This is a genomic window from Salinilacihabitans rarus, from assembly GCF_024296665.1.
In the GTDB taxonomy this organism is placed as follows: domain Archaea; phylum Halobacteriota; class Halobacteria; order Halobacteriales; family Natrialbaceae; genus Salinilacihabitans; species Salinilacihabitans rarus.
Genome location: NZ_CP100762.1, coordinates 2,408,627 through 2,433,999 on the forward strand (window position 1 = coordinate 2,408,627; position 25,373 = coordinate 2,433,999).

At 69.3% G+C, this 25,373-nt stretch carries 27 protein-coding genes; 14 read left to right on the forward strand and 13 right to left on the reverse strand.

What is annotated here, in order from left to right:
• Positions 1–43: 43 nt before the first annotated feature.
• Entirely contained in the window at positions 44–1,693 is a 1,650-nt protein-coding gene (locus NKG98_RS12575) for a Cdc6/Cdc18 family protein (protein WP_254766267.1), read from the reverse strand.
• Positions 1,694–2,915: 1,222 nt separating this feature from the next.
• Between NKG98_RS12575 and NKG98_RS12580 the strand changes: the two genes are divergently transcribed.
• The 6 genes from NKG98_RS12580 to NKG98_RS12600 all read left to right on the forward strand — a co-directional run bounded on the left by NKG98_RS12580 (position 2,916) and on the right by NKG98_RS12600 (position 6,765).
• A complete protein-coding gene (locus NKG98_RS12580) occupies positions 2,916–3,554 on the forward strand; it encodes an Era-like GTP-binding protein (protein WP_254766268.1) in 639 nt (212 codons plus the stop codon).
• A gap of 6 nt (positions 3,555–3,560) precedes the next feature.
• On the forward strand, positions 3,561–3,962 hold the full coding sequence (locus tag NKG98_RS12585) for a DUF2073 domain-containing protein (protein ID WP_254766269.1): 402 nt from the start codon (positions 3,561–3,563) through the stop codon (positions 3,960–3,962).
• Positions 3,962–4,831 carry an OapC/ArvC family zinc-ribbon domain-containing protein gene (locus NKG98_RS12590; RefSeq protein WP_254766270.1) on the forward strand — a complete coding sequence of 290 codons (870 nt, stop codon included), beginning with the start codon at positions 3,962–3,964 and terminating at the stop codon, positions 4,829–4,831. Before NKG98_RS12585 ends, NKG98_RS12590 begins: the two co-directional genes overlap by 1 nt.
• A 296-nt stretch (positions 4,832–5,127) precedes the next feature.
• A complete protein-coding gene (locus tag NKG98_RS19120) occupies positions 5,128–5,217 on the forward strand; it encodes a hypothetical protein (protein ID WP_425504345.1) in 90 nt (29 codons plus the stop codon).
• Complete coding sequence (locus NKG98_RS12595) at positions 5,217–6,008, forward strand: DUF7089 family protein (RefSeq protein WP_254766271.1); 792 nt, start codon at positions 5,217–5,219, stop codon at positions 6,006–6,008. The genes NKG98_RS19120 and NKG98_RS12595 overlap by 1 nt, the downstream gene beginning before the upstream one ends.
• A gap of 127 nt (positions 6,009–6,135) precedes the next feature.
• Positions 6,136–6,765, forward strand: coding sequence for a class I SAM-dependent methyltransferase (locus NKG98_RS12600; protein ID WP_254766272.1), 630 nt, complete (start codon positions 6,136–6,138; stop codon positions 6,763–6,765).
• Positions 6,766–6,829: 64 nt separating this feature from the next.
• Here NKG98_RS12600 and NKG98_RS12605 read toward each other — a convergent pair whose 3' ends face one another.
• Positions 6,830–7,153 carry a nucleoside triphosphate pyrophosphohydrolase gene (locus NKG98_RS12605; RefSeq protein ID WP_254766273.1) on the reverse strand — a complete coding sequence of 108 codons (324 nt, stop codon included), beginning with the start codon at positions 7,151–7,153 and terminating at the stop codon, positions 6,830–6,832.
• Entirely contained in the window at positions 7,150–7,731 is a 582-nt protein-coding gene (locus NKG98_RS12610) for a DUF7090 family protein (protein ID WP_254766274.1), read from the reverse strand. Before NKG98_RS12610 ends, NKG98_RS12605 begins: the two co-directional genes overlap by 4 nt.
• 357 nt (positions 7,732–8,088) lie before the next feature.
• Here NKG98_RS12610 and NKG98_RS12615 point away from each other — a divergent pair, with 357 nt between their 5' ends.
• Both NKG98_RS12615 and NKG98_RS12620 read left to right on the forward strand, forming a co-directional pair.
• On the forward strand, positions 8,089–8,769 hold the full coding sequence (locus NKG98_RS12615) for a class I SAM-dependent methyltransferase (RefSeq protein ID WP_254766275.1): 681 nt from the start codon (positions 8,089–8,091) through the stop codon (positions 8,767–8,769).
• A 182-nt stretch (positions 8,770–8,951) separates the two neighbouring features.
• Positions 8,952–9,398 (forward strand): hypothetical protein, encoded by a 447-nt coding sequence (locus tag NKG98_RS12620; RefSeq protein WP_254766276.1) that lies wholly within the window; start codon positions 8,952–8,954, stop codon positions 9,396–9,398.
• Positions 9,399–9,570: 172 nt separating this feature from the next.
• Here NKG98_RS12620 and NKG98_RS12625 read toward each other — a convergent pair whose 3' ends face one another.
• A complete protein-coding gene (locus NKG98_RS12625; RefSeq protein ID WP_425504410.1) occupies positions 9,571–10,170 on the reverse strand; it encodes a DUF1684 domain-containing protein in 600 nt (199 codons plus the stop codon).
• A gap of 289 nt (positions 10,171–10,459) precedes the next feature.
• Here NKG98_RS12625 and NKG98_RS12630 point away from each other — a divergent pair, with 289 nt between their 5' ends.
• Positions 10,460–12,886, forward strand: coding sequence for an ATP-dependent DNA helicase (locus NKG98_RS12630; protein WP_254766278.1), 2,427 nt, complete (start codon positions 10,460–10,462; stop codon positions 12,884–12,886).
• A 3-nt stretch (positions 12,887–12,889) separates the two neighbouring features.
• Here NKG98_RS12630 and NKG98_RS12635 read toward each other — a convergent pair whose 3' ends face one another.
• From NKG98_RS12635 to NKG98_RS12650, 4 genes are all read right to left on the reverse strand, one after another.
• The gene (locus NKG98_RS12635; RefSeq protein WP_254766279.1) at positions 12,890–13,351 is read right to left on the reverse strand and encodes an FAD synthase family protein; all 462 of its coding nucleotides are present in this window, start codon (positions 13,349–13,351) and stop codon (positions 12,890–12,892) included.
• A complete protein-coding gene (locus NKG98_RS12640; RefSeq protein WP_254766280.1) occupies positions 13,339–13,647 on the reverse strand; it encodes a DUF7521 family protein in 309 nt (102 codons plus the stop codon). The genes NKG98_RS12635 and NKG98_RS12640 overlap by 13 nt, the downstream gene beginning before the upstream one ends.
• 145 nt (positions 13,648–13,792) lie before the next feature.
• A complete protein-coding gene (locus tag NKG98_RS12645; RefSeq protein ID WP_254769471.1) occupies positions 13,793–15,646 on the reverse strand; it encodes an ABC transporter permease in 1,854 nt (617 codons plus the stop codon).
• An 82-nt stretch (positions 15,647–15,728) separates the two neighbouring features.
• Positions 15,729–16,877, reverse strand: coding sequence for a thiamine ABC transporter substrate-binding protein (locus tag NKG98_RS12650; protein WP_254766281.1), 1,149 nt, complete (start codon positions 16,875–16,877; stop codon positions 15,729–15,731).
• A 104-nt stretch (positions 16,878–16,981) separates the two neighbouring features.
• On the opposite strand from NKG98_RS12650, the gene NKG98_RS12655 reads away from it, so the two are divergent.
• Positions 16,982–18,076 (forward strand): AI-2E family transporter, encoded by a 1,095-nt coding sequence (locus tag NKG98_RS12655; RefSeq protein ID WP_254766282.1) that lies wholly within the window; start codon positions 16,982–16,984, stop codon positions 18,074–18,076.
• Between the two features lie 38 nt (positions 18,077–18,114).
• Entirely contained in the window at positions 18,115–18,672 is a 558-nt protein-coding gene (locus NKG98_RS12660; protein WP_254766283.1) for a DUF5518 domain-containing protein, read from the forward strand.
• Here the strand turns inward: NKG98_RS12660 and NKG98_RS12665 are convergent, their stop codons facing one another.
• The 4 genes from NKG98_RS12665 to NKG98_RS12680 are packed head-to-tail and all read right to left on the reverse strand — an operon-like array spanning position 18,673 to position 21,354.
• On the reverse strand, positions 18,673–19,944 hold the full coding sequence (locus NKG98_RS12665) for an ABC transporter permease (protein ID WP_254766284.1): 1,272 nt from the start codon (positions 19,942–19,944) through the stop codon (positions 18,673–18,675).
• Positions 19,944–20,681 carry an ABC transporter ATP-binding protein gene (locus tag NKG98_RS12670; protein WP_254766285.1) on the reverse strand — a complete coding sequence of 246 codons (738 nt, stop codon included), beginning with the start codon at positions 20,679–20,681 and terminating at the stop codon, positions 19,944–19,946. The genes NKG98_RS12665 and NKG98_RS12670 overlap by 1 nt, the downstream gene beginning before the upstream one ends.
• 48 nt (positions 20,682–20,729) lie before the next feature.
• Positions 20,730–20,900 carry a hypothetical protein gene (locus NKG98_RS12675; protein ID WP_254766286.1) on the reverse strand — a complete coding sequence of 57 codons (171 nt, stop codon included), beginning with the start codon at positions 20,898–20,900 and terminating at the stop codon, positions 20,730–20,732.
• Between the two features lie 46 nt (positions 20,901–20,946).
• Positions 20,947–21,354 carry a DUF5788 family protein gene (locus tag NKG98_RS12680; protein ID WP_254766287.1) on the reverse strand — a complete coding sequence of 136 codons (408 nt, stop codon included), beginning with the start codon at positions 21,352–21,354 and terminating at the stop codon, positions 20,947–20,949.
• Between the two features lie 119 nt (positions 21,355–21,473).
• On the opposite strand from NKG98_RS12680, the gene rpiA reads away from it, so the two are divergent.
• Positions 21,474–22,181 (forward strand): ribose-5-phosphate isomerase RpiA, encoded by a 708-nt coding sequence (rpiA, locus tag NKG98_RS12685; RefSeq protein ID WP_254766288.1) that lies wholly within the window; start codon positions 21,474–21,476, stop codon positions 22,179–22,181.
• Positions 22,182–22,183: 2 nt separating this feature from the next.
• Here rpiA and NKG98_RS12690 read toward each other — a convergent pair whose 3' ends face one another.
• The gene (locus NKG98_RS12690) at positions 22,184–22,600 is read right to left on the reverse strand and encodes a hypothetical protein (protein WP_254766289.1); all 417 of its coding nucleotides are present in this window, start codon (positions 22,598–22,600) and stop codon (positions 22,184–22,186) included.
• A 216-nt stretch (positions 22,601–22,816) separates the two neighbouring features.
• On the opposite strand from NKG98_RS12690, the gene NKG98_RS12695 reads away from it, so the two are divergent.
• Both NKG98_RS12695 and fni read left to right on the forward strand, forming a co-directional pair.
• Entirely contained in the window at positions 22,817–24,148 is a 1,332-nt protein-coding gene (locus NKG98_RS12695) for a hemolysin family protein (RefSeq protein WP_254766290.1), read from the forward strand.
• Positions 24,149–24,298: 150 nt separating this feature from the next.
• Entirely contained in the window at positions 24,299–25,366 is a 1,068-nt protein-coding gene (gene fni / locus NKG98_RS12700; protein ID WP_254766291.1) for a type 2 isopentenyl-diphosphate Delta-isomerase, read from the forward strand.
• The last annotated feature ends 7 nt before the right edge of the window (positions 25,367–25,373 follow it).

The following is a 25,373-nucleotide window of genomic DNA, read 5'->3' on the forward strand; positions in this document are numbered from 1 at the left end:
CGGCGGCCGACCGGGCGGACGGGAACGGTACGCTGACGCGTCGTCAGTTCTCGAAGCGGGCCTGCACGAACGGCTGGACGTCGTCGATGTCCGACAGCCGCGAGTCCGAGACGAGGACGGCCTCCGTTTCTTCGAGCGGGACCGAGAGGCTGATCTCCTTGGTGCGGCCGTAGCGGCCCTTCGAGACGACGACGGCGTTGACGATGCCGAGCATGTCGAGTTCGCTGATGAGGTCCGTCACGCGTCGCTGCGTGAGGACGTCGGCGTCGATCTCCTCGCAGAGGCGCTTGTAGATGTTGTAGACCTCGCCGGTGTTGATGTTGTGGACGCCGTTCTTTTCGAGCAGAATCGTAGCGAACAGGACGATCTTCGACTGCGTCGGGAGGGTGCGGACGACCTCGACGACGCGGTCGAGTTCGATCTTGTCCTGGGCCTGCCGGACGTGCTCCTCGTCGACCGTCTCCGCCTGGGCGCGCTCGGCGAGTTCGCCCGCCGTCCGCAGGAGGTCGAGCGCCCGGCGGGCGTCGCCGTGCTCCTGGGCGGCAAACGCCGCACACAGCGGGATCACGTCCGGCGAGAGCGCGCCCTCCTTGAACGCGACCTCCGAGCGGTGCTGGAGGATGTCGCGCAACTGGTTTGCGTCGTACGGCGGGAAGACGATCTCCTCCTCGCCCAGCGAGGACTTTACCCGGGGGTCGAGGAAGTCGGTGAACTTGAGGTCGTTCGAGATGCCGATGATCGACACCCGCGAGTTCTCGAGTTCGGAGTTCATCCGCGAGAGGTTGTAGAGGGTGTCGTCGCCGCTCTTCTCGACCAGTTTGTCGATCTCGTCGAGCATGATGACGACCACGCGCTCGGAGTAGTCGACCGCGTCGAAGAAGACGTTGTAGACCCGGTCGGTCGGCCACCCGGTCATCGGCACCTCCTCGAAGGAGTCGCGGTCGGCCTCCAGCGACTCGATCCGCTCGTCGATCTCCTCGGTCGACGAGAACGGCGTGTCGGCGAGGGGGTGGGCCGGCCCCTCCGGCGAGACGCCGTCGCTGTCGCCGCCGTCAGACCCCTCCGTTTCAACTGGAGAATCGCCCGACAGCAGGTCGACGGATCGACTATCCGGTCCGGAACTCGGGTACAAATCCTCGTCGATCGTCGGCGGCGACCCCGGGGCGTCCTCGAACGCTTCGACCGCCTCGGCGAGCGATTCGAGCGAGGCGACGCGGTCGTCGATCACGCGCTCGTTCTCCTCGATGAACTTGTTCGCAAGCTGGGCGAGTACCCGGTACTGCGTGTCGGTGACCTCGCAGTTGATGTACTCGACGTCGCAGGGGACGCTGTACTTCTTCGAGGTGCTCTCGAGTTCCTTGCTGACGAACTTCGCGCTCGCCGTCTTTCCCGTCCCGGTCTTGCCGTAGATCAGGATGTTCGAGGGCGTCTCCCCGCGGAGCGCGGCGACGAGGATCGTCGCCATCTTGTTGATCTGATCGTTCCGGTGGGGAAGTTCGTGGGGCGTGTACGAGGGACGCAGGACTTCCTTGTTCTCGAAGATCGGTTCGCCGCTGAGCAGGTCGTCGAACAGCCCCTGGTTGGACTCCTCGCCGCCGACGTCGGCCCCCTCGACGCTCGCCGCGAACCCGGGAGAGTCACCGAGGTCGACGTCTCGACCTGAATCCGTCGTGTGTGGTTCCTCGTCGGACATGCGTCGTACGCGTACCCCCTCGTTTCGTGTGGAAATCCGAACCCGAAAGACGACACATCGTGCGTATCAGGCCTCGAAGAAGCCATGTCGGGAAAGCACGTCTTCCCTCCGGGTCCAGTTGATGCAAACGAACCAGAGGAAGACCTAGGCAATAAAGGCTTCCCTTCAACGCGGGTGAAGGTGTCGGTCGCGAGCGTCCCGATCCGAACGGGACGGTGAGCGAAACGAGACGGGAGGCAGAGTGGATGCGCCGGAACCTCCGGACGGAAGAGCAGTCGGACGGTGCCGGTCGGGACTCGTCGATTGCACACGCGGGACGCAGGACGTCGCGGAAACCGTGGAACCCCACAGAAGCGTCGGATTCGAGGAGTCCCGTGGTTTTCGTGGCTCTCGCGAAGCGCGCCCGTAACCGTGCGAGCCCCGTCGCGGAGACGACGGCGGCGACCCGGGAGCGTCGCGAGGACGGGTGGGACGTCAGCAGAAGTCTTGGAGGAGACGAACCGGGACGCCGCGTGGGTCGTGGTACCGACGGCCGCTCTAGCCCCCCACCCCTTCGTTTCAACTGGAGAGCCACGAGGGAGGGGGTGGGGGGGAGGGGCGTTCTAGTATGGAAGGTTTTATATCACCGTAGTAGAAACAAGATCCGCACTCCTAGCAAGATAGAACTTTTACTAGAGAGGTTGGATTTAGTTACTAGAGCGTACTAGAAACCGTTCGCTCAGCCGGTCGAGTTACTAGACCTCCGTCTGCCGCCGATATCTCCGTCGAGACGCTCCAGCACGGTCGTTCGACCCGAAATCGCGGCGGTCCCGTTACCGGCGTCGTGTCGAACCACCACTCTCACCCGTCGGGCCCTCGTCCGTCTCCAGTTGAAACGAAGGGGTGGGGGTGTTCCGGCCGGGACGTCTCACGGTGGCACGCCACAGACGCCACGGACAGGGCATCGACCCGAATCCGCCTGCTGTCCCCCGGCCTGAATCCGCACGTCGTCCCCCGACCTGAATCCGCCCGTTGTCCCGTCTCACTCCCTGCAGCGACGCGAATCGCTCGCCTCCCGGCTCTCGTCCGGCCCGTTCGACGGCACACACCGGCCGGCCGGCTCCCGTCGTCACCCTCTCCGTGACTGTCGTTCGTGTTGAATTGTTAAAACGTCTGACGTAGGCTTAAGTGAACTCGGCTCAGTAGTACGTTCAGACGCACTCTCGTGCCGGAGGACCCAAGGATGGGACTGTTCACAGAACTCAAAGATAGTATCTCTCGCGTTACGGACCGCCTGTTCTCCGCGGAGGAGCCGAAACGGATCGGTATCTACGGGCCGCCGAACGCGGGGAAGACGACACTCGCCAACCGTATCGCCCGCGACTGGACCGGCGACGTGGTCGGCGCCGAGAGCCGCATTCCACACGAAACGCGACGTGCCCGCCGCAAGGAGAACGTCGAGATCGAACGCGACGGGAAGACGGTGACCATCGACATCGTCGACACGCCCGGGGTGACCACCAAGGTCGACTACGAGGAGTTCACCGACGAGATGGACAAGGAGGACGCGATCCGTCGGTCGAGGGAAGCGACCGAGGGGGTCGCCGAGGCGATGCACTGGCTGCGCGAGGACGTCGACGGCGTCGTCTACGTCCTCGACAGCGCCGAGGACCCCATCACGCAGGTCAACACGATGCTGATCGGGATCATCGAGTCCCGCGACCTCCCGGTGCTCATCTTCGCGAACAAGATCGACCTCGAGGAGTCGAGCGTCAAGCGCATCGAGGACGCCTTCCCGCAACACCGGACCGTCCCCCTGTCGGCGAAAGAAGGTGACAACATGGACGAAGTGTACGACAGCATCGCGGAGTACTTCGGGTGAGCCCAGATGCCTGAAGCAACGGAAGCGGACGACCTCGACCCCGGTGACGGCGTCAGGATCGATCTGATCAGTTCGGAGCGGATGGAGGGGTTGGCGACCATGGAGAAGATCCGGATGATCCTCGACGGAGTCCACGAGGGCAACATCGTCATCCTCGAGGAGGGGCTGACGCCGGACGAGGAGAGCAGATTGATCGAGGCGACGATGGCCGAGATCACTCCCGACGAGTTCAACGGGATCGAGATCGAGACGTACCCCAAAGCCGGCTCGCGCGAGTCTTCGCTGATCGGACGTCTCATGGGCGGCGACGGCGGGGCGAACAAACTCACCGTGATCGGCCCGGCGAACCAGATCCAGACGCTCCACAAGGACGAAACGCTCATCAGCGCGCTCGTCTCCCGACAATAATGCCCCACCAGTGTACGAACTGCGGCCGTCGATTCCCCGACGGCTCGAAGGAGATGCTCGCGGGGTGTCCCGACTGCGGCGGCAACAAGTTCCAGTTTACCCCCAAGCGGTCGGATCGGGCGGAGCAGTCGAAGCGGTCGGGGGACGCCGCGACCGACCCCGACCGCCAGTCGCGCTCGCCCGACTCCGGCCCGTCGCCGTCGAACGAGTCGTCGGCCGGGGCCTCGACCGAGGCCGACCGGGGCGGCCCGGGCGGACGCGCCCGATTCGCGGACGACGGCGACCGCTCCCGGCCGTCGACGGACGGCGCGGACGCCCGGCGCTCTCGCACCTCGCCGGGGGAGTTCTCGGAGTGGCCCGAGACCGCCCGTCGGCCGGAGGATCGCGAGGGGTCGACGTCGCAGCGCGCCGCCGACCGCTCCGCCTCCGCTCGCCGCGATCCGGATCGGTCCCCGTCGCGCGGCCGCGACGCGGACCGCCGACCGCCGACGTCGGGCACGGAACGATCGCCCGCGGGCGAACCCGAGTCGGAGAACGACGCTCAGGCTGACGCCCGGAGCGAGGTCGTCTCGTCCGACGAACTGCCCTCGCGGTCGGAGCGGTCCGGCGGACCGGACGTGGCGGGCGGCCCCGGCGTGGCGCCCGAGCGCGGCCGGGTCGTCAGCGAACCCTCGTCCGACGAACGCCCGTCGATCGACCAGCTACGCGAGGAACTCAACGACCAGTTCGAGAGCATCAAGATCGTCCGCCCCGGCGAGTACGAACTCAACCTGATGGAACTGTACGACCGCGAGGAGTACATCGTCTCACTGCAGGAGGACGGCCGGTACGTCATCGACGTCCCCGAGTCCTGGCGCGGCGGCGAGTAATCCCCGGCCGTCGATCCTCCGGCGTGACCTCGACTCCGGTGGGACACCGACTGCCAGCGCGACACCTCACACCCCCTCAGTTCCGGTGGAACTCTGACGATTCTTTACGTTCGTTCGACACAGACGCTTCTCCGCGTTCCAGTCGAAACGATGGTTGGTTCCGGGCGCCGGCCGAACCGCACGCCCGCCGGGGACCGTCGCCCCGGCCGCGTCGAGTGCGACGCCGCCGGGATCGGACGACCCGCCGCGGCGAGGAGAGAGATGGATTTAAGCGAACCGACCGAGACCCTCCGAGTATGAGCACTGCCACCAAGATCGTCCTGGCGACCGTCGGCGTCTCGGCACTGCTGTCGATCCTGCTCGTCTTCCAGACCGTCGTCGCCTGATGTTCGAGCCCCGGGAGCTATCGGGCGCGGTCGAGCGCGTTCGCGAGGAGCGCGCCCCCGAGGCCCTCGTCTTCGACTGCGCGCGGGACTTCGAGACGCTCCCGCCGGCACAGGCCGAGGACCTCGGACTGTTCGTCGACTCGCTCGAACCCACAGGCTACCCGGCCGAGTGGCTCCCGCCGGACGCGCCCACGCTGCTCGCGCGCTACGCGAGCGACGACTTCACGATCGGGATGCCCGGCGACGGCAGCGTCGTCTGGACCCGCCAGACCGACCCGCCGGTCCTCCTCGTCAAACCCCGGGTGCAGGGGTCGCCGACGTCCTTCGTCGACTTCCTGCTCGCCGAGGCGCTCGTCGAGGTCGACCTCGGTGTCCCCGAGCACTTCCTCGGCTTCTTCGAGGACGGCTACCGCGACCTCGACGCGGCGGTCCCGCTCGATCCGAACGCGACCTACCAGGTCGCCGCGGCGTTGTACGACGGCTGGACGGGGCTGGCGACGCGCGAGGTCTTCACCGACTGGCACGAGGACAACCCCGCCCTCGCCGACGCCTGGCAGGACGCGGGGACGCGCCTCGAAGGGCGCGTCGCGGGCCTCCCCGGCGCCGTCGCTCGCGGGGAGACCGACGTCGCCGACGCGACGGAACTGGCCTGCGCGGCGATCAAGCACGCGATCGAACTCCCGGCGCCGTTCGCCGCGCTCGACACCGACGCCTACCGCGAGCACGGCCCGGCGTACGCGGTCCGCTGGGCCGAGAAGACCTTCGACGCGCTCGCGGAGTCGGAGGGGTAGCCCGTGACCGAGACGGGGATCGACGTTCGGCGAGCGGCCGCCATCGGGCGCCGTGACGGCCCGCTTCGGTCCGCCCGGTGCCGTTCCGGACCGAACGCTGGTATTGCCGCGGGTCGTACGATCTCCCATGCCGAAAGCAGCGCCGTTCGAGGAGCACACCGACCGGTACGAGCGGTGGTTCGAGGAGCACGACGACGCGTATCGGTCCGAACTGGCGGCTCTGCGTCGCATCTTGCCGACGACTGGCTACGGACTCGAAATCGGCGTCGGAAGCGGGCGGTTCGCCGCCCCACTCGGGATGCGGGTCGGGATCGATCCGGCCGAGGGGATGCTCGAACGCGCCCGCGAGCGGGGGATCGACGTGGTCCGGGGCGTCGCCGAACACCTCCCGTTCGAAGACGACGCGTTCGACGCCGCGCTGATCGTGACGACCATCTGTTTCGTCGACGACGTCGCCCGGACGCTGGCCGAAGCCGACCGCGTCCTCGACCCGTCCGGGAGCCTCGTGATCGGATACGTCGACGAGGACAGCCCCGTCGGACGGATCTATCAGGAGCACAAAGCGCAGAACCCGTTCTACAGGGACGCGACGTTCGTCTCGACGGCCGACCTCGTCGCGGCCCTCGAAGCGGCCGGATTCACCGAGTTCGAGTTCGTCCAGACCATCTACGACCCGCCCGACGAGGTCGACGGCCTCGAACCGATCGAGGAGGGGTACGGCGACGGCTCGTTCGTCGGTATCGAGGCGAGTCGCTGAGCGGGACCGGAACGTGCGAAACTGCGACCTCGGACGGTACTCCGCCCGGGGTCGTAGAACCCGATCACTCGCCGTCGGCGCCTTCGACGCGTTCGAGCACGATCCCTTCCCCGAATCCGCCCCGTTCGGCTCGCTTCTCCCGACGTAACTCCTCGACCCGCTCGATCGACCGCCCCTCGTGGTCGAGGATCGCGCGGACGACCGCCAGGACGTCGGCCAACTCCTCGACGTCGCGCGACTCGTCGAACTCGACGGCCTCCTCGACGAGTTTGGCCGCCAGCCGGTCGGCGTACTCGTCGCCCTCGGCGACGCTCGTGACGGGGCGCTCGCCGTCCTCGCGGACGATCTCGGGGATCCGGTCGCGGACGAGTTTGCCGTACTCGGTCATCGAAACGCCGCGTCGACGCTCCCGTCCTCGTCGAGGTCGATCACGCCGTCGAACAGCGCGCGGAACTCGTCGACGACCGCGGCGTCGTGGACCTCGTCGGAGAGGTGAAAGAGCCCGACGGCGTCGTGTTCGTCGAGCAGTTCGAGGATGCGCTCGACGGTCTCGAGGGCGGCCTCCTCGCCGGCGTAGTAGGCGAGTTCGGTGACCGAGTCGAAACTGATCCGCAACTTGCCCTCGTGAGCGTCGAGGAACCGGTCGACCTGGTGGACGATGCCGTCGACGTCGTCGGGGGCCGCGACGTAGTGGACGTTGTCGCTCGACCGCCGGGAGTAGCCGCGCTCGATGCTGAGCGTGTCGAGGATGACCGCCCGGGACTCGTCGACGTCGTAGTACTCGAGTTTCTGTCTCACCTCGCGTGCGGTGGTCCGGGTGGAGACGACGAGAAAGGAGTCGGTGTCGGTCTTCAGGAAGTCGGTGTCGAAGCGGTCGGTCTCGCCCGTGCTCGGGTGGAGCAGGAGGATGCTGGTCCCTCCTGGCACCGTCTCTGGCGTCCCCTCGATCTCGAGCGCGTACTCCATGTTAGCGTGTATAACCTTCGGAACCGACTTAAGATTGCGGATGTGCCGCGTCGTTCCGGCCCGTCGGTCGCCGTGCGGCCGCGTCGGCGGATTCGCGACCGTCGCCGCCGCTCGGGAGCGTGGTCGGAACCGAATCGACGGACGAACCGGCCGCCGGCGCGACCGATCCGCGAAGAGGAGAGCGGGGGCGGCGTGACGGCGGCGCCTGGGTCTCGAAATCGCGATGCCCACGGATTTCGGACGACCCGCGCCCCTCGACGTCACGTTTTTAGGCAAGCCTAAAAAGTGTGTCGGTGCCGGCGCGTCTCGCGGGCGCGAACCCGAACTCGTTTTGACCCGGGGACCGTCGCCTCGGACATGACCGTCCGCGAGGAGTTCGACGCCTGGGCCACAGACGGCCGCGACAGGGGCATGGAGGAGCGCCACTGGCACACCGCGAAACGCGCGCTCGCGCGGATGCCGGTCGAAGCCGGCGACGTCGTCCTCGACCTCGGCTGTGGCAGCGGCTACGCCGGTCGCGCCCTGCGCGAGGCGGCGGACGCCGGCGCCGTCTACGGCCTCGACGGGTCGCCCGAGATGGCCCGCAACGCCGCCTCCTACACGGACGATCCGCGGGTGGGCTACGTCGTCGGCGACTTCGGCCACCTCCCGTTCGCCGACGACTCGATCGACCACGTCTGGTCGATGGAAGCGTTCTACTACGCCGCGGACCCCCACGAGACCCTCGAAGAGATCGCCCGCGTCCTCCGTCCGGGCGGTACCTTCTACTGTGCCGTCAACTACTACGAGGAGAACGTCCACTCCCACGAGTGGCAGGACCGAATTTCGGTCGAGATGACCCGCTGGAGCGCCCCCGAGTACCGCGAGGCGTTCCGGGCGGCCGGCCTACACGTCGCCGAACAGGACAACCTTCCGGACCGCGAGGTCGACATCCCGGACGCGTCCGCGTTCCCGACCGACGACTGGGAGAGCCGCGAGGCGATGGTCGAACGCTACCGCGAGTTCGGCACGCTGCTCACCGTCGGCGTCGCGCCGTAACCCGGTAGCGCCGCTGGAATCGTCGATCGTTGCAGCTACGATTCCGTTGTTCGGTCCGTGGCGTGACTTTGTCGTGCTCCGGGACCCACCGCGACGGGCTTCGAGACGTATTCTGCCCCACCGTCCTGTCGAATCGATTACGAAAACGACTTCTTGAACGAATGACAGTACGAAACGTGGACATGACAGACACGGAACCTTCGTCGGACAACGGAACCCACTCGGGAGAGCCGGAACGCTTCGATGTACTTCGATACAGTGACGAGATCTACCGTGATCCCTACCGAGTCGTCCCGGAGGGGTACGGCCACCAGGTCGTCGAAACTCGCGAGTTACAGGCCCGGCAGCACCGACTGCTGGAGTCGCTTACGGTCGCTATCTTGCCGCCGATTGCGAGCGTGATCGCCGTCTTCGGGTACTCGTATCCTCTCTGGCCCCTCGCCGGTGGCGGACTCGTAACCGGGGGTATCGCCGGCGTGATTCGCTATCTGTATCGAGATCATCGACATCGAGTTCCGGAGGTCGTCGTATCGGGGGCGTCGACGCGGGTCGTCCGCGGCTACGTCGACGACTTCGATCCCGGCGACGTCTCTCCTCCGCTCGTGGGAGAGGCGTACACCGCGCGTTGAGCAACCCCACCTGAACGAATTACTGGTCGGAGACTGGACGACGAAACCGCGCTACCACTATACTCCTGCGTGCCCCGTACGGACACGGTGACTGTAATGGACGCTGGCACCTACCGGACGGTCGGCGACGCCGTGCTCGTCGCCGAAACGGCGCGGCCGCCCGCCGCCTGAGTCACTCGACTTTCTCGCCCGCCGGAATCGCCACGTCGAGCCAGTTCTCCTCGGGCGGCAGCGGGCAGTCGAACGTCTCGCTGTAGGCGCAAAACGGCGAGTACGCGAGGTTGAAGTCGAGGACGATCTCGTCGCCGTCCTCGAGGTCGCGCTCGGGGGCCAGTTCCATGTACCGCCCGCCCTCGTAGGTCTGCTGGCCCGTCGTCTTGTCCCGGAACGGGACGAAGAGCGGTTCGTCGCTGCCGGGTCGCTGCTGGTAGGCGTGGAGGTCGAACGTCCCGTCGGTCAGGTCGTCGTCCTCGCGCTCCAGTTCGAACGAGAACGTCGCGACCCGCAGGTAGCGGACCACGCGGCCCGCCGTGGTGTCCATCGTCACCGGGTCCGCCTCGGTGTCGTCCTCGCGGTCACCTTCGGTTCGCGCTGCGGTGTCGTCCTCGCGGTCACCTTCGGTTCGCGCTGCGGTGTCGTCCTCGCGGTCACCTTCGGTTCGCGCTGCGGTGTCGTCCTCGCGGTCACCTTCGGTTCGCGCTGCGGTGTCGTCCTCGCGGTCACCTCCGGTTCGGGCTGCGGCGTCGTCCGGGAGTGAAACGGTCGCGGTCACGCGGTAGTCGGGGTCCGGCGGGAAGTACGCGAGGCCGTCGAAGTCGTCGCGCTCCTCGGGCGGGATCGGCGACTGAGGGTGGCTCGCGAAGAACTCGTCTTTCTCGGCGCGCTTCTCCTCGAGTTCCTCGTGCCAGCGGTCGACGTCGACGTCGTCGGTCATGGCCGGACGTGGGCGGGCCAGCCGGGAAGGCGTTGCGTTCCGCGGACGCGTACCGTGGTTTAGGTACGATGGCGCGGCCAGAGGAGTCCGACACCCCTATGGACGACCGACGCGGAGTACGGGGAACATGACGAACTGGCGGACGGTGTTCGGCCACGACGAGCCCTACGACGAGCAGGTCGACGGGATCGAGACGGTCGTCGAGACCGCGGCGGAGGGTGGCTACGCCGTCGTCGAGGGCGCCTGCGGGACGGGCAAGACCATGATCGCCCTCACCGCCGGGATCGACCTCGTGCGCGACCCCGACACCGACTTCGAGCGCGTGTTCGTGCTCACGAGCGTCAAACAGCAACTGCGCCAGTTCGAGGAGGACCTGGAGACGATCAACGCCGACCTGCCCGACGACTGGCACCCCGTCTCGGGGCTCACCCTCGTCGGGAAGGCGGACGTCTGCCCGTACAACCGCGAGGGGGCCGGCGGCATCGACGACGGCAACGTCTACGACCGCTGTGAGACCCTCCGCGAGCGGACCCGCGACCTCGTCGGCGAGGGCGGGTCGACGACCGCCGACGACCTCGCCGCGCGGGCGCGCGGCCAGCAGATCGGGCTGGCCGACAGCGGCGCCCGCGGCGGCGGCGCCCGGTACCTCGAAACCGCGGGCGAACCGTCGCCGTACCCGCCGGCGATCCCCGAGTACGACGACGGCGGCCCCGCCGGGAGCGAGGTCGAGTACTGCCCGTTCTACGCGCGCTACCTCGCGGATCTGCCCGACGAGGGGACCGACGGCGACGCCGCCGAGGCGGTGCCGTTCGATTTCACCGAGACCGGCCTGCTCACCCCCGAGGACCTCGTCGCGCGCGCGGTCCGTCACGGCACCTGCCCGCACTCGATCATGGGCGCGGCCCTCGGCCACGTCGAGGTCGTGATCGGCAACTACTACCACGCGTTCGACCCGACGACGACCGCGGCGTTCACCGGCGCCTTGCTCGACGAGTCGACGTTCGTCGTCTGCGACGAGGCCCACATGCTCGAACCCCGCGTGCGCGACCTCGTCAGCGAGGGCGTCGCCGACGCCACCCTCCGGGACGCCGAGACGGAACTCTCGCGGGTCATCCAGCCGATCAAGTTCGAGCGCGAGGGGCGGCGCGATCAGGGTGGTTCGAAGACCGCCGACGCCGACCTCGTGCGCGCGGAGTTGAACGACACCGACGTCTCGTTCGAGGAACTGGAGGCGACCCTCGCGTTCGTCCGCGACCTGCGCGAGGAACTCGACCGGCGCGTGCGGGCGCACCTCGACCGGACCCACCGGGGGTGGCGGTCGGAGCCGACGGCCCTCGATGACGACGAGATTCCGCTGCGCGACCCCGCCGTCCCGTCCGAGGACGAGATCAGCGAGTGGGCCGCCGAGGCCGGCTACGGCGACGCGACCTGGGTGCGCGCGGAGGCCGTCGGCGCCGTCGTCGAGCGGGTCCTGAACGAGGCCGAGGACGAGGAGCGCTCGCGGGCGGCGCCGTCGGTCGGGCGCGTCCTCGGGGAGTGGTACCGGCGGGGCCACGTCGACCACTTCCGCGAGATCGAACTCGAACGGACCTGGGACGAGAGCGAACCGGGCGACTCCTGGCGGCGGGTCTACACCGCCCGCCTCGCGTTGCACAACTGCGTGCCGAGCGACGCCATCGGCTCGCGGCTGTCGGCGTTCGGCGGCGGGATCCTCATGAGCGCGACGCTCGAACCGATGGACGCCTTCGCGGAGGTGACCGGCCTCCAGTACCTCGAACGCGAGGAGGGCCGGCCGGTCGTCACGCGCCGGTATGGCCTGCACTTCCCCGCGGAGAACCGCGAGAGCTTCGCCGTCGCCGCCCCGAAGTTCACCTACGACAACCGGGGCCGACCCGGCGAGGAGACCCCGACCAGAACCGCCTACGCCGACGCGGTCGCGACGGTCGCCGCCCTGCCCGGGAACGTCCTCGTCGGGATGCCCAGCTACGCCGAGGCCGAGTGGGCCGCGGACGTCCTCGACGACCGCGTCGACAAGCCCGTCCTGGTCGACGCCGCGAGCGACGAGGAGACGACGGAGTCGCTCAAAAGCGAGTTCTTCGCCGGCGCGGGGAAGGTGCTCGTGACCAGCCTCCGGGGGACGCTCACCGAGGGCGTCGACTACCGCGGCGACCGCCTCTCGGCGGCGGTCGTCTGCGGCGTCCCGATCGTCAACACCTCCAGCCCGCGGACGCAGGCGGTCAGGCGAGCCTACGACGAGGAGTTCGGGGACGTCCCCGAGCGGCGCTCGGGGGGCACGTCAGGCGCGTCAGCGTCTGACGTGGGGTTCGAGTACGCCCTGACCGTCCCCGCGGTCCGGAAGGCCCGGCAGGCGATCGGTCGCGTCATCCGGAGTCCGACGGACGTCGGCGTCCGGATCCTGCTCGACGAGCGCTACGCGCGCGATAGCTGGGACTCCGTCCGGCCGTACCTGCCGGCCGACGAGTTCCAGCCCGTCAGCCCCGACATGCTGGACCTCGGCCTCGACCGGTTTCGCGACCGACTCGAACGGGGGTGAGCCCTACGGGCGCTCGACCGACGGTTCGGGTCGTCGTCGACGGACGACGTCCTTGATCTCGCTGCTCGAGAGCAGGCCGTCGCCCTCGCGGCCGCTCGCGCGCTCGACCCGGCAGTCGATCCCCCACTCGTCGAGCGCGGCGGCGACCGCGCGCTCGTCGTGGTGCTGGTCGTAGCCGAGGACGAGCACGTCGGGGTCGATCTCGCGGATCGGAACCGAGAAGTCCGACGGGTGCCCGAGGCGGGCCTCGTCGACCGGCTCCAGGGCCGCGACCGTCTCGCGGCGCTGTTCGTCCGGGAGGATCGGCGTCGACTTGTGCGAGACGCTCTCCCGGCGGGCGACGATCACGTGGAGTTCGTCGCCCCAGGCCGCCGCCGCTTCGAGGTAGTGGGCGTGGCCGGGGTGGAGGAGGTCGAACGTCCCCTGTGCGACGACGCGCGTCGGCGTCGGGGTCACTTCGTCCACCCCGTGCCGACCCGCGTCGGCTCCGGTCGCCCGGCGTACAGCGAGTACAGCAGGACGGCGGAGCCGATGGCCGTGGCGAGGCTCTGGATCGCGACGCCGAGGGCGACGTCGTCGAGGAGGTGCGCGAAGCCGCCGAGGACGGAGCCGACGACGATGAGGCCGAAGCCGGCGGCTAGCGCCTGTAGCGGTCTCGATCCCGTTCGTCGGAACGCCCGGTAGGCGAAGGCCAGCACCATGCCGCCGGTGAGCAGCGTCGCCGCGTTCGCGGCCGCGATGAGCGTCGTGTACTCGTTCATGGGTTAAGCGTTGGGGGCCGCGGTCGTCGCGGACGCCGCGGACGTCCCCGTCGTCGACCGTCCCTACTCCGCGGTCGCCCTTCAGTCAGGTTCGCGGTTCCCACTGTCGTGGAATCGGACGAACATCTTCCCCGAACCGTCGCGGTCAGGTCCGCTCGAACCGACCGCCGACGCGGTCGACGACGACGAAACTCGCGGCCGTGACGACGAGCAACACCGTCCCCATCGCGGTGGCGGCGCCCGAGCGCCGGCCGAGGTACCGCTCGACGGCGACGGGCATCGTGTAGCTCTCGCTCCCGCTGGCGAGGATCACGGTCGAGGAGAACTCGCCGATCGAGATGGCGAACGCGAACGCCGCGCCGGCGACGACCCCGCCGGCGATCAGCGGCAACTCGACGTCGACTAACGCGCGGGCCCGCGAGGCGCCGAGCGCGCGGGCGGACTCGACCAGCGCGGGGTCGAGCGTCGACAGCAGCGGCGAGACGTTCCGCGTGACGAACGGGTAGGCGGCGACCGCGTGGGCGGCGACGATCGCGACCGCCCCCGTCACCTGCAGGCGCCAGCCGAACGGCAGCGAGATGCCGAAGACGAGCCCCTGGAGCAGGCCGATGCCGAAGACGATCCCGCTGACCGCCAGCGGGAGCATCGCGAGGGCGTCGACCGCCGTCCCGAGGCGGCCGGCGCGCGCGGTCAGCGCGGAGATCACGATGCCCATCGGCACCGCGACGGCGAGCGTCGCGGCGGCGAAGACCAGCGAGTTGCGGATCGCCGGCCACGGCCGGGTCTGGTAGGACTCGCCCGCCAGCTGGCGCTCCAGCAGGAACTCGTAGTTCGCCAGCGTGAGACCGCTCCCGTCGCTGAAACTGCCGAGCACGAGGCTGGCCATCGGGCCGACGAAGACGACGGCCGCGACGACGCCGTAGGCGACGACCGCCAGCCGGCGCGGCGTCAGCGCCGTCCGGAGGTCGGGGAACAGCGGCTCGCGCGGCGGCGGCGAGGCCGCCTGCCCCAGCCCCGCCCGGGCGGACTCGTAGCGGAGGTAGGCGTAGACGAGCGCGAGCGAGACGGCCGTCTCGAGGATCGCGAGCGTGGCGGCCTCCCCGAATCGAAGCTGGCGGACGCGGTCGTAGATCCAGACCTCGACGGTCGCGAGTTCCAGCCCGCCCAGCGCGAGGACGATGGGGAAGGTCATGAACGTGAACACGAACGTCAGCAACGCCCCCGTGACGACCGCCGGCACGAGTTGCGGGACGACGACGTCCCGGAACGCCCGCCGGGGGCTCGCCCCGAGGCTGCGGGCGGTCTCGACGGCCGCGACGTCGACCGACTCCCAGGCGGCGACGGTGATCCGGGCGACCAGCGGCGCGTTGTAGAACGCGTGGGCGAGGATCACGATCGCCAGCGGGTTCCACTCGACGAACGAGTACGGCCCGAGGCCGGCGAGTCCGAGCAGCCAGTTGAGCGTCCCCGCCCGACCGAACGTCGCGTAGAAGCCGACCGCGACCATGATCCCCGGGAGGACGAACGGGAGGATGGTGAGCGACCGGATCGTCCGCCGGCCGCGGAACTCGTAGTTCGCGAGCACGTAGGCCGCGGGCAGGCCGAGCGCGACGCTCGCGACCGTCGAGAGCGCCGCCTGATAGGCCGTGAAGCCGAACAGCCCGAGGCGGACGCCCGGCGTCTCGACGGCGATCCACGGGAACGTCGCCGACGGCGAGACGCCGACCCCCGAGAGCCACGCCCACAGCGACGCCGCGTGATCGCCGACCGACAGCGGCCGTGCGAAAAACTCCGCGAGGAAGCCGACGTAGAAGGGGTCGGTCAGCACCGCGCCGAACCGGGCGAGCGTCACCACCCCGTCGACGGTCAGCGCGCTGGCGAAGACGACGCCGACCGGGACGTACTCCATCACGACGAGGACGGCGGCCGTCGCCAGACCGGTCAGCGCGAGGGCGTGCCGGTCCAGCGCCGCGAGGAGGGCGTCGGCCGGCGCCGACAGCGCTGCGGGGCGCTCCGGGGCCGCTCCCGTCGCGCCCTCGTCGGTTTCGTCGGCTCGGTCCGCCCCCGTCACGCGCTCACCGTCACTGGCTCGCGAACTCGCGGGCCCACTCCTCGATCCAGCCGTCGAGGTTCCCGCGCAGGTCGTCGTACCCCATCGTCACCGGCTCGGACGGCTCGTGGGCGTACCGGTCGAACTCCTCGGGGAGGTCGACGTGCTCGCCGGCGACCGCGGGGAACTGGACGTTCCTGACCGCGATCTCGGCCTGCGCGTCGCCCGAGAGGACGAAGTCGAGGAACGCGTAGGCGAGGTCGCGTTGCTCCGTGTCCTCGAAGACGGCCATCCCCTCGGGGTTGGCGTAGCCCTGCCCGTCGAGGAACGCGACCCGGTGGCGGCTCATGTCGTAGCCCTCGGCGCTGGCGAACACCTGGTCGGTCGAGTAGGAGACGACCATCGGCCGCTCCTCGTTCATGTACGCGCCGTAGTAGGACTCGGTCCAGTCGTCGAGGATCCGCACGCCGTTTTCCTGCAGGCCGCGCCAGTAGTCGAGGTAGCCGTCCTCGCCGAACTCGCTGATCGTCCAGAGCAGGAACGCCCGGCCCGGATCCGAGGTCTGGGCGTTCTGGGCCAGCAGGGCGTCCTCGTAGGCCGGGTCGAGCAGGTCGTCGAACGTCCCCGGTTCGTCGACCTCGGTCTCGTCGTAGACGAGGCTGATGTAGCCCGTGTCGTAGGGGAGGACCCGTCCGGAGGGGTCGCCCATCTCGAGTCCCTCCCGGACCCGGTCCGCGCGCTCGACGCGCTCGCGGTCGAGTTCGAGGAACAGGCCGCCGTCGCCGAGGGCGTCGTCGACGCGCGCGAGGTCGTCGACGTTCAGCCCGAGGTAGACGTCGGCGTCGAGGTCGGCCCCCTGCTGGGCCTGCTGGAGGTAGAGGTTGAGGCCGCTCTCCGGGACGGTCCAGGTGAGTTCCGCGTCCGGGTACTCGGCCTCGAAGGCCTCCTTGAGCCACGGGCCGGCCGGGTCCTCGCCGTCGACCATCGACTCGTAGGTGGCCACCCGGAGGGTGCCCTCGTAGGCCGGCCCATCGTCGCCCTCGGCCGTCTCGTTCCCGTCGCTCGGTCGGTCGTCCTCGTTCTCGTCGGGTCCGTCGTCCCCGTCGCGGGTGAGACAGCCGGCGAGGCCGGCCGCGCCCGCGGCGCCCCCGACGGCACGGACGAACGTTCGTCGATCCATTACCGGATGGTTGCACCCGGTCATATTATAACCTCTCGACTTCGAACGCGTCGCGACGGTCAGCGGAAGCGAACAGTTTTGGGCGCCGCGTGCGACCCTCGTTCGTGGACTGGAATCGTCGATACGTCCTCGCGGGCGTCGTCGTCACGCTCGGCGCGGTGACGGGGTTGATCCTCCTCGAGGTACTCGGAACGATCCTCTTCGCGCTCACCGTGGCGCTCGTCCTCGCGCCGGTCAAGCGGTTGCTGGTCCAGCGTGGCTTCTCGGCGTGGACGGCGTCGGCCGCCGCCACCGTCGCGGGGTTCGTCGGCGTGGTCGCCGTGTTCTCGCCGATCGTCCTCACGCTCTACCTCCGGTTCGACGAACTGGTCGTCCTCGTCGAGGGGCTCCCCGCGGAACTGTCGGTTACGTTCCTCGAGGAGACCTACGTGCTCCGCGCCGACGACCTGCGCCAGCCGGTACTCTCGTACCTGCGAAGCCTCGCGCTCTCGCTGGCGGCCGCGGCGCCCGTGCTCGCGATCAAGTTCGCGCTGTTTGTCATCCTGCTGTTCGCGCTGGTACTCGAAGGCGGCGCCGTCGGCCGGGCCGCCATCGCGCCGGTTCCTCACGAACACCGCGACGTCGCCTACGCGCTGGCCCGCCGGGCCCGCGGGACGCTGTACGCGCTCTACGTCCTGCAGGTCGCGACCGGCGTCGCCACGATGGCCATCGCCTACCCCCTGTTCTCCCTGCTCGGCTACGAGTCGGCGCTCGCGATCGCGCTGATCGCCGGCATCCTCCAGTTCGTCCCGATCATCGGCCCGAGCATGCTGGTCGCCCCCATCGCGCTCTACCACGTCGCCGCGGGGGAGGTCGCGTCCGGAATCCTCGTCGGCGTCCTCGGACTGGGGCTGATCGCCTGGCTCCCGGACGTGCTCGTCCGGCCGCGACTCGCTCGCCGCTCGGCGGGCCTGCCCGGCAGCCTCTACTTCGTCGGCTTCACCGGCGGGCTGTTCACGATGGGTGCGATCGGTATCGTCGTCGGGCCGCTGGTCGTCGCCCTCTTCGTCGAGGCGGTCGACCTGCTGGCCGCCGAGGTCAACGCCGACGACTCCTTCGCCGAGTACGTCTACGACGACCTCCCGCCCGGGGGCGAGGACGGGGACGAGAGCGACGCGACCCCGCGACCCCCGGACGTCACCGACTCCCCGTCGGACTGACCGGCCGTTTTTTGTCGGCGCCGCCCCTACGGGTGCCCATGACTTCCGGTCGAACCGTCGTCAACGCGCTCATCGGGGCGGTCGTCTCGATCGTCCTGTCGTTTCTCATGTTCTCCCCGATCATCGGCGGCGCCGTCGCGGGGTTCCTCGAAGGGCCGGACGGCCGCGACGGGGCCGTCGTCGGGGCGCTCTCGGGTGCGATCGTCTTCCTCCCGTTCGCCGCCGTCGTCTTCTTCGTCTTCTTCGTCTTCTTCGGCTTCGGCTTCGGCGTCGGCGCCGCCCCGATCGAGGGGGTCGCCGTCGTCCTGTTCCTGTTTGGCTTCGTCGGCGCGATCACCCTCGTCGGGACGGTCGGTCTCTCGGCGCTCGGGGGCTACCTCGGCGCGTACCTCGCCCGTGAGCACCCCGAGACGCGGACGTCGACGCGCCAGACGATCGGGATGGGTGCCGACGACCCCCGCGATCGGAGCGGCCCGCGCGACTCGCGGGACCGCCGGGACCGTCCGGCCCGAGGCGACGACCCCCGCACGTCGCGTGATCGCGCGGAACCGTCGGCGGACGTCGAGCGCGACGACGCCGACGGCCACACCGAGTGATCACTCGTATCGCAGCGCCTCGATCGGGTCCGTGCGTGCGGCCCGCCACGCCGGGTACAGCCCCGAGGCGATCCCGACGAGGACGCCGACGACGATCGCAAGCGCGACGTACTCGTAGGGGTAGACGAGCGGCAGGTCGACGTACCACGCCCCCGCGTAGCCGGCGACCAGCCCGAGGCCCGTCCCGAGCACCGCGCCGATCGCGCCGAGGATCACCGCCTCGGTCAGGAACAGCCCGAGGACGTCGCGGTTGCCGGCGCCGACGGCCTTCATGATCCCGATCTCGCGGGTGCGTTCGGTCACCGAGACGAGCATGATGTTCGCGATGCCGATCGAGCCGACCAGAAGCGAGATCGCCGCGATGCCGACGATGAAGTTCCGCAGCAGGTCGAGCACGTCCTGTAGTTGCTGGAGCAACTCCGTGCTCGTCTGCATCGTCACTGTCATCTCCTCGTCTATCACCTCGCTCGCGTCGGCCTCGTCGCTCTCGAGGTAGGCGGTCGCCCGGTCGCGGGCGGCGTCGATCGCCGCCTGATCGGTCGACGGCGCCTCGACGACGATCGCGAGGTAGCGGGCCTCCTCGGTGCCGCCGTCACTGCCGCCGCCCAGCCCGATCCCGGCCGCCTGCTCGGTGTAGTAGGGGTCGGTCGGAACGTAGATCCGCGGCGCGGTGTCGAACCCCTCGAACGGGCTCAGCCCCTCGGAGTTGTCGGTGATCCCGACCACCTCGGCGGTCACCCGCTGGCCCCCGAGGATCGCGATTTCGATCTCGTCGCCGACGGTCACGTTCTCCTCGAACTGCTCGGCCGCGGCGGGGTTGAGCACGGCCTCGCGCTCGCCCATCTCGAACTGTCTCCCCTCCCGGAGGTCGTCCTCGCGGATGTACGACGGCCCCGAGGCGACCAGCCCGTCCCCCTGTGCGACCCGCTCGTCGCCGTTCGAGACCGCCTGCGTCTGGATCGACGCGTAGCCGTAGGCCGCCTCGACCTCCTCGAACTCCTCGACGGCCGCGAGGTCGTCGTCGGTGAACACCGGCTGGGCGCCCGCCAGCGGTCCGCCCTCGGCGTCGGATTCGGCCGCCCAGCCGTAGAGGTTACGCCGGTCGTCGGGGCTGATGTCGCCGACGATCCCGGCCTGCAGGCTCGCCCCGAGCGTGACGAACGCGATCACCGCCGCGATCCCGATGACCACGCCCAGCGTCGTCAGCGCCGACCGCAGGCGGTGGCCCCGAATCGAGCGCCACGACAGCCGGAGGCTCTGGAGCGGACGCATTAGACGGGGTCCCCCTCGCTTCCGCGTTCGTCATCGCTCCCCGCGTCTTCGAACTCCTCGATCCGCTCGATCCGGCCGTCGAGCAGGTGGACGATGCGCTCGGCGCGCTCGGCGACGTGGCGCTCGTGGGTGACGACGACCATCGTCGTGCCGGCGTCGTGGAACTCCTCGAAGAGGTCGAGGACGTCGGCCTCCGTCTCCGTGTCGAGGTTCCCGGACGGCTCGTCGGCCAGTACGATCGCGGGATCGTTCACCAGCGCACGGGCGAGGGCGACCCGCTGTTGCTGGCCGCCGGAGAGTTCGCTCGGCAGGTGGTCGGCCCGGTCGGCGAGGCCGACCCGCGCGAGCAACTCGCTTGCGCGGTCGTACCGCTCGTCGCGGTCGACCCCCCGGAACAACTGGGGGAGAGCGACGTTCTCGATGGCCGTCAGCCGGGGCATCAGATTGAACGTCTGGAAGACGAAGCCGACCTCCTCGCCCCGGAGCCGGGTTCGCTCGCGGTCGCTCAGCGCCGTCACCTCCCGACCGTCGACGACGATCGACCCCTCGGTGGGCGTGTCCAGACAGCCCACGAGGTTCATCAGCGTCGACTTCCCGCTCCCGCTGGGACCCATGATCGCCGTGTACGAGCCCCGCGGGACCTCGATGGAGACGCCGTCGAGGGCGCGAACCGGCTCGCCGCGCAGATAGGTCTTGTGAACGTTTTCGAGTGCGACTGCCGTCCCCGGATTCGCCATGACGTATACAGTGCACATCACCGCCGAAAAACGTTCGGACGGTCTCGCTCACTCGTCGCCGACGAACACCGTCTTCAGCCGGTTGCCACAGTGTGGACAGCACAGCGTTTGCCACTTCGTCGGGTCGAGGTCCCCCATCGTCTCCGTGCGTCGCGCGTCCTCGAACGCGACGACGGCGCCACACGCCTCGCACTCGAAGGTGTCGTCCCCGCTGGGCATCGGTCGACGGTACGTCGGCCGTCGCCTTCGGTGTACGGGTTCCGGCTCACCCCCGGACGGACTTCATGAAGTCGACCCACCGCTTGTAGTCGTCGATCGACGAGGACCTGGCCTCGGCGGCGAACCCGCGGCCGCGGAGGCTCCGCAGTGCGTTCAACGCGCGGTCGATGCCGACGATCGTGTCGGCGACCTCCTCGGCCTCCTCGCGGTCGAGGGGCTCCGACCTGAGACGGTCGGCGAGGCGCTCGCGCTCCCGTGACAGCTTTCGCTGGGTCTCCCTGACCAGCGGCTTCGCGTCGTCCGGGATTCCCTTTACCTTCCGCGTCTCGATCAGGAACTCCTCCAGCGGGAGTTCCTCGTCCCCGACCGTGATCGTGTCGGGGATGTCCCGGCCGACGGTCGCGCTCTGGCGGTTGACCTGCTTGAGCAGCTCCCGTCGCTCCGATTCGTCCATGCCCGTCCGTAGCGGCAGCCGACTGAAAGGCGTGTCGACGATTCGAACGCGCCGGGAGTCGGCGCGGCGAACCGGTCCGAGATGCAACGTTTTTGGCCTCCCCGCTCGCTCGTTCGACCATGAAGACCCAGGGTGGCTCCGATGCGGCGAAACGGCGCGCGGGCAGGCGCGCGGCCGCGGACGTCGAGGACGGGTCGGTCGTCGGGCTCGGAACCGGGTCGACGACCGCCCACGCCATCGAGGCCGTCGGCGAGGCAGTCGCCGACGGCCTCGACGTACGGGGGATCCCGACCTCCTTCCAGTCCCGGCGGCTGGCGCTTGCGGTCGGCATCCCGCTGACCGACCTCGACGCCGTCGATCGGATCGACCTCGCGATCGACGGCGCCGACCGGGTGGTCGACGCCCCCGGGGCGGACGCCCACGGCGCGTTACTCAAAGGCGGCGGGGCGGCCCACGCCCGCGAGAAACTCGTCGACGCGGCGGCCGACCGGTTCGTCGTCGTCGCCGACCCCTCGAAACTGGTCGACGCGCTCGGGGCCCCGGTTCCCGTCGAGGTCCTGCCGGCCGCTCACACCGTCGTCGCCGACCGCGTCCGCGACCTCGGCGGCGACCCCGAACTGCGCGCGGCCGACCGCAAGGATGGCCCCGTCGTCACCGACAACGGCAACCTCGTGCTCGACTGTGACTTCGGGTCGATCGACGACCCGGCGGCGCTGGCCGCCGACCTGTCGGCGATCCCGGGCGTCCTCGAACACGGGCTGTTCGTCGACCTCGCGGACGCGACCTACGTCGGCACCGACGACGGCGTCGAGGTCCGGGAGTACTGACCTCACGCGGCGGCGTCGTCGGCCGTCTCGTCGGGCGCGTCGACCCGCGCGGAAAACAGCGCGACGGCGAGGTAGACGGCCCCGAGCAGCCGCGTCGCCGGCAGCACCCACGGCCTCACCTCGATCTCGTCGGGGTTCTCGTAGGCGACCTCCAGCGCGGCCGCGAGGACCGCCCGCGGCGCCAGCGCCGCCGGCACGCCGACCAGCGCCACTATGGGCCGGAGCCCGGGCAGCGCCCGCTCCCAGCGTAACGCGAGCCAGACGGCGGCGAGCCCCTCCAGCCGGGCCATCGGGAGCGTCCACGCGCGCAGGCGCGCCGCCTCGGGGTTCTCGTACGCGAGGCGCTCGCACCGGTCGACGAGCCGAGCGGGCGCGAGGAGTTCGAGCGCGCCGAAGCCGGCGAGCAGTGTGCGCAACATGGCTCCGGGTACGCGGTCCGACGACAAAAGCGTGGACGGCTTTCGCACTCGGAACCGTTCGTCACGCACCGAACCCCGACGCACGACACCCGATAGCGCCCCCGGGTCGAATACGGCGGGCGTCGTCGTCGGAGCCGACGCGATTACAGGCACGCGGAACGAGAGGCAGAATATGGACGCACGACGACCGAACGGCGGTACTTTCCGGAGGCACCGATGGTAGACGTCGCGCTCTCGGCGGCACAACTCGTCGTCGCGCTGATTCTCGTGGTGTTGAACGGCTTTTTCGTCGCTGCGGAGTTCGCCTTCGTCCGGATCCGGGGAACGTCGGTCGACCAGCTCGTCGAGGAGGGACGGACCGGCGCGGGGACGCTCCAGGAAGTGATGGCGGGCCTCGACGACTATCTCGCGACGACGCAACTCGGGATCACCATCGCGTCGCTCGGGCTGGGGTGGGTCGGCGAACCCGCCGTGGCGTCGCTGATCTATCCCGTGCTGGAACCGGTTCTTCCGGCGGATCTCATCCACCTCGTCGCCTTCGCGATCGGCTTCAGCCTCATCACGTTCCTCCACGTCGTCTTCGGCGAACTCGCGCCGAAGACGCTCGCAATCGCCAAGACCGAGCGACTCTCGCTGTTCCTCGCCCCGCCGATGAAGGTCTTCTACTACGTCCTCTATCCGGGGATCGTCGTCTTCAACGGGACGGCCAACGCGTTCACGCGGTCGCTCGGCGTGCCGCCCGCGTCGGAAACGGACGAGACGCTCGGCGAACGGGAACTCCTTCGGGTGCTTACTCGATCCGGCGAAGAAGGTGACATCGACGCGGCAGAAGTGACGATGATCGAGCGCGTCTTCGATCTCGACGACACCGTGGTGCGGGAGGTCATGGTCCCACGACCGGACGTGGTAGGCGTTCCGGCGGATGCCACGCTGTCCGAACTGCAGTCGATCGTCTTCGAGGCCGGTCACACGCGCTATCCGGTTCTCGATGCCGACGACGGCGACCAGGTGGTCGGATTCGTCGACGTCAAGGACGTGCTGCGAGCGGAGGTAGACGGCGGGGATTCCGAGCTAGTCGGCGACATCGCCCGCGAGGTTCTCGTCGTCCCGGAGACGATGGCAATTAGCGATCTCCTGAGAGAGTTCAGGGAGAATCGCCAGCAGATGGCCGCAGTCATCGACGAGTGGGGGGCATTCGAGGGGATCGCAACGGTCGAAGACATCGTCGAGGCCCTCGTCGGAGACATTCGAGACGGCTTCGACCTCGACGAGCGCGAACCCTCGATACGCCGGCGCGACGACGGGGGGTACGACATCGACGGCGGCGTCCCACTATCGAACGTTAACGACACCCTCGACGGGGACTTCGAAAGCGAGGAGGTCGACACGATCGGTGGACTGGTACTCGAACGGCTCGACCGCGCGCCACGGGACGGCGACCGCGTCGAGGTCGCCGGTCACGTCGTCGAGGTGACGAGCGTCGAGGGGAACCGAATTTCGACGGTGTGGGTCCACGAGAGAGATATCGACGATCCAGCGGTGAACTAAGCGAGCAGGGACCCGCTCGTTCGTACGTAACTGGTACTCCCGGCGGTGGATTCGCCCGTTCTACGTCACGATCCGACCTTCGGCCGGCCGCCGTGGCGAATGGACACCTTTTCAATAGCACCCCCCGAGTTCCGCGTAGGAGCCGAAGCGATGCCTGAGACATCCGACAGGAAAGACGACCACATTCGTATCATCGAGGAAGAAGACGTCGAGACCTCGGGGACCGGGTTCGAGGACGTCGAACTCGTCCACGAGGCACTGCCGGAGATCCACCGCGACGAGATCGACACGACGACGACCCTGTTCGGACGCGAACTGTCGGCCCCGATCGTCATCGAGAGTATGACCGGCGGCCACCCGAACACGACGAAGATCAACCGGGCGCTGGCCGCGGCCGCCGGCGAGACGGGGATCGCGATGGGCGTCGGCAGCCAGCGGGCCGGCCTCGAACTCGACGACGAGGACTTGCTCGAATCCTACACCGTCGTCCGCGACGCCGCGCCCGACGCCGTCCTCTACGGCAACGTCGGCGCGGCCCAGTTGCTCGAGTACGACGTCGGGGACGTCGAGCGGGCCGTCGAGATGATCGAGGCCGACGCGATGGCGATCCACCTCAACTTCCTCCAGGAGGCCGTCCAGCCCGAGGGCGACGTCGACGCGCGGGGCTGTCTCCGCGAGATCGAGCGCGTCGCCGCCGAACTGTCGGTCCCGGTGGTCGTCAAGGAGACGGGCAACGGCATCTCGCGGGAGACGGCCACACGGCTCGCGGAGGCGGGCGTCGACGCCATCGACGTCGCCGGCAAGGGCGGCACCACGTGGTCGGGCATCGAGTCCTACCGGGCGGCGGCCGTCGGCGCGAGCCGTCAGCAGCGGGTCGGCCAACTGTTTCGCGCGTGGGGCGTCCCGACGGCGGTCAGCACGCTCGAGGCCGCGAGCGTCCACGACTGCGTCGTCGCCAGCGGCGGCGTCCGCTCGGGACTCGACGTCGCGAAGGCCATCGCCCTCGGCGCGCGCGCCGGGGGCCTCGCCAAGCCGTTTCTCGCCCCCGCCGGTCAGGGGACCCAGGCGGTCGTCGACCTGATCGAGACGCTCGAACTCGAACTGCGAACGGCGATGTTCGTCACCGGGTCGGCGTCGGTCGCGGAACTGCAGGAGGCCTCGTACGTCGTCCGCGGGCGGACACGCGAGTACCTCGACGGTCGGGAGCGCGGGGAGTAGCCCCGCA